The organism is Dethiosulfatibacter sp., assembly GCF_983023055.1.
The window spans coordinates 1-3517 of sequence record NZ_CEZJXU010000269.1 but is presented as its reverse complement, the minus strand read 5'-3'; the positions used below and the strand labels follow the sequence as shown (position 1 = coordinate 3517).

General features: G+C 35.4%; 2 protein-coding genes and 1 pseudogene. All 3 read right to left on the bottom strand.

The genetic code is table 11. The annotated features are described in order from the left end of the window. On the bottom strand, nt 1–1853 hold a 1853-nt coding region (locus tag AC3AX0_RS09395; RefSeq protein WP_487550035.1), incomplete at its 3' end, for a complex I subunit 5 family protein. Between the two features lie 11 nt (nt 1854–1864). Further along, nucleotides 1865–3307 (bottom strand): proton-conducting transporter transmembrane domain-containing protein, encoded by a 1443-nt coding sequence (locus AC3AX0_RS09390; protein ID WP_487550034.1) that lies wholly within the window; start codon nt 3305–3307, stop codon nt 1865–1867. A gap of 9 nt (nt 3308–3316) precedes the next feature. Continuing rightward, nucleotides 3317–3517 (bottom strand): annotated as a pseudogene (locus AC3AX0_RS09385) (complex I subunit 5 family protein); the annotation flags it as partial.

Here is a 3517-nt window from a genome sequence, read left to right as displayed (position 1 = left end):
TTGCTTCTAAGAGAAGAAAGCATTATCTCAAGTCTCTTCATTGGAGGATTCTCCTCCATGAATTCAATATTTGACAAATATTTGGCCGTCTTTCCTATGCCCTTTACGGAGTATAGGAGAATATCATCTATTCCTTTCAGGATAGTATTAAATATCTTATATGTAACAGTTAGAACCGGCACATACACATTGTTCTCGATTGAAAACCATTCCGTTGCAGGATTGAAAAAATCCGGTCTTTTCCTTCCTTCCACAGGTACAACCAGCTTTTTAAGAACAAACTGGGTGTATATTAATATACCTAATCCTATTGTTATTATAGATGAAAGTATATTTCCAAATGTAAAGTAGTGGAAGTGTTCCATTTCCTCCATGTGAATTCCGAAAACCTTGTATATATCGCCAAAATAGGTAAAAAATATTCCAGGCTTTATACCTATTATAATAATAAGTGCAGCTGATATAACCATTGGAAACATGGCTCTTTTATTTATATATCTACTGTAGGATGCATAATATCTGCTATTGTTTTCAACAAACAGTGCTATGTATAGCTTTAGAAGATATGCCGTTGTAAAGGCACTACTGAGATAAAAAATGAATTCTCCTCCATATGCAAGAACTGGGTTTGTATGTTGGAGTGCTTCAGCAAGTGCATGATGGATTATTGTCTTGCTTGTGAAACCATTGAATCCAGGTAGGCCGATTATTGCACAGAAGCCTATGAAAAAAGTGAGCTTAAGCATTGGTTTGAATGATCCAAAACCGTATATTTCGTTGATATTAAGTTTGTGTGTAATCATATAGATTATTCCTACACCCATGAAAAGCATTACCTTGAAGATTGCATGGTTGAATATATGGAAGAGGGTGCCGAAAACTGCAAGGGTATTGTGTTCTCCCATTGCTCCCATAAGGCCTACTCCAAGAATTATATAGCCAAGTTGACTCATTGAGCTGTATGCCAGTGTTTTCTTTATGTTTATCTGGAACAGTGCTAAATATCCTCCAATGGACATGTTGAGAAGACCTGAAAAAATCAGTGCATAGGAAATATATATGTCTCCGTCCATAAGGAATACGCTAGTGATTATAATTCCAAAAATACCTGTCTTTACAAGTATACCTGAAAGCACGGCGCTTGCAGGAGTAGGTGCTGCAGGATGGGCCTTTGGCAGCCATATGTGAAGTGGAACCATACCAGCCTTGACACCAAAGCCTATTATCATAAGTGCACTAATAAGATATTTCATAGCTCCTATGGTAGGCAGTACTTCTCCTATATAGTCAATGTCCAATGAATTCGTATAGGAATAAAGTACAAATATACCCATAAGAAGTATCAATCCTCCTGCTACAGCCATGGCCATGTATGTAGCTCCGGCCTTGTGGGCTTCCTCGTTTTCATCATGAATGATTAGAGGATACGAAGCAAAGGACATGATTTCGAAAAACGTGAATAGGTTAACCAGATTTTCTGAAATGAATATTCCTATAGTGCTTGCATAGGTTACCATGAAGAAAAAGTAGTATCTATTTCTATGTATATAGTTGATTAGATACTGGCTTGAATAAACATTGATAATGAACCATACGAAGGCTGTAATGAAAACGAACATGTATCTGAATATATCAAGCTTGAGATGAAGACCTGTACCCATAATATAAGGAATACTATACTCAATCGGGGACTCGATTACAGTAGGATACATATATATTATGACAACCAGGTTTATCAAGGTTATTATTGTATTTAAAAAATTTCTTATGTTGTTGTTCCTATTGCCTAGAACATATGTAACTACGCTTCCAATAAATGGAAATAGTAGTATAAAAAGCAAGAGTTTTTCCATGAATATCTCCTTTAAAACAATAATTTTGAAGCCTGGTCTATGATATTTATCAGCAAATTAGGCATAATTCCTACTATTACATTGATTGCGGTTAGAATTACTATTGGAACAAGCATGAAATTGCCTGGCTCTTTTATTTCAACTTCTGTTGATGGTGCACCTCTAAAAAAGGCTGTACTGACTATTGGTATTAGATATCCAGCAGTCAAAAGTGCACTAAGTAGCAGCATTATAGGTACGACGAAATTACCTGTTTCCAAACCTCCAATAGCAAGGTACCACTTGCTTACAAACCCATTCATAGGTGGAATTCCTATAAGACAGATTGATGAAATTGTAAAACAAGTCATTGTTATAGGCATTCTTTTTCCTATGCCCTCTATTTCATCAAGCTCTGTTTTATGTTCGTAATGCATAATGGCTCCTACACAGAAGAATAGTGTTATCTTAGTTGTTGCATGGAAGATCATGTGAAGTATGCCTCCTGTAAATGAACTCTTATCAAATACTACAAGACCAAGCATTATATATCCAAGCTGACTGATGGTTGAATAAGCCAGTCTCTTCTTAAGGTTTTTTCGGCTCATTGCAAGAAATGATCCCATCAATATTGAAACAAGCACCAGTATAAGAGTGTATTTGTTTCCTCCTATCTTTTCAATAAGCTCCCAGCCAAGTACATAATAGGTCATTCTCATAAGTGAGAATATTCCCGACTTTACAACTGCAACGGCATGAAGAAGTGCACTAACTGGAGTTGGTGCTACCATCGCAGCAGGAAGCCATGAATGAAAAGGAACAAGTGCAGCTTTTACACCAAGTCCCAGGAATAGCAATAGGTATACCATGAGGTAGTAGTTGTTGTCTATGTTTTCAAGATTTCCAACTATTCCACCAGGTTTGAAATCAAGAGTTCCAAGCTGACTATACAGAAGTATCAGTCCGAAGAGAACAAAAGTTGCTCCAACAAAAGAATAGATAAGATATTTCTTTCCTATTTGCAATGCCTTGTCGGTACCAGTTTGAATAACCAGTGGGAAGGTTACTAGTGTTAGAAGCTCGTAAAAAAGATAAAGGGTGATTAAATTACCAGAAAATGCTATGGAAAGTGTGATTCCCTGTGTCATCATAAAAAACATAGAATAGCTTCTAAGATTTTTTTCATGGCTCATATAATCTATGGAATAAAAGGTTGTAAATATCCATAGTGTTGAAACTAGCACTGCAAATATTTTACCCAAAACATCAGGCAGAAAATATAGATTAATGATCTCATTGAATTTTAGGATAGTAAGCTTTTCATCATGAATTAAAAATACACAGATTAAAGTCAAAAATAAATTAATAAATGCTGATGATATGAGAGTCCTGTTTATCTTTTTTTCGTCTGAAAATCTAATATAAATCCCACTTAATATGGGAAAGATTATTGGTGTCAAGATTAATAGTTTCATCAATACCTCCTAAATAAAACTTGACGAAATTATTTCAAGTATGGTACTTGAAAATAGTCCTGTCAATGTCATGAGAATAATAAGCACGGCTACTGGAGCTATTTTGGCAGCTTCTATTTTCTTCGAATTGTATACCTTGCCTTCCAGGTTATTCTGACCAAAGAATCCATTGATTATTATTGGGAAATAATAAAGAAGATTCAAAAGGCT

What these genes read in the sequence shown, in the direction of transcription:
- AC3AX0_RS09390 (WP_487550034.1), bottom strand. Translation starts at nt 3,307, where the DNA reads ATGAAACTATTAATCTTGACACCAATAATCTTTCCCATATTAAGTGGG.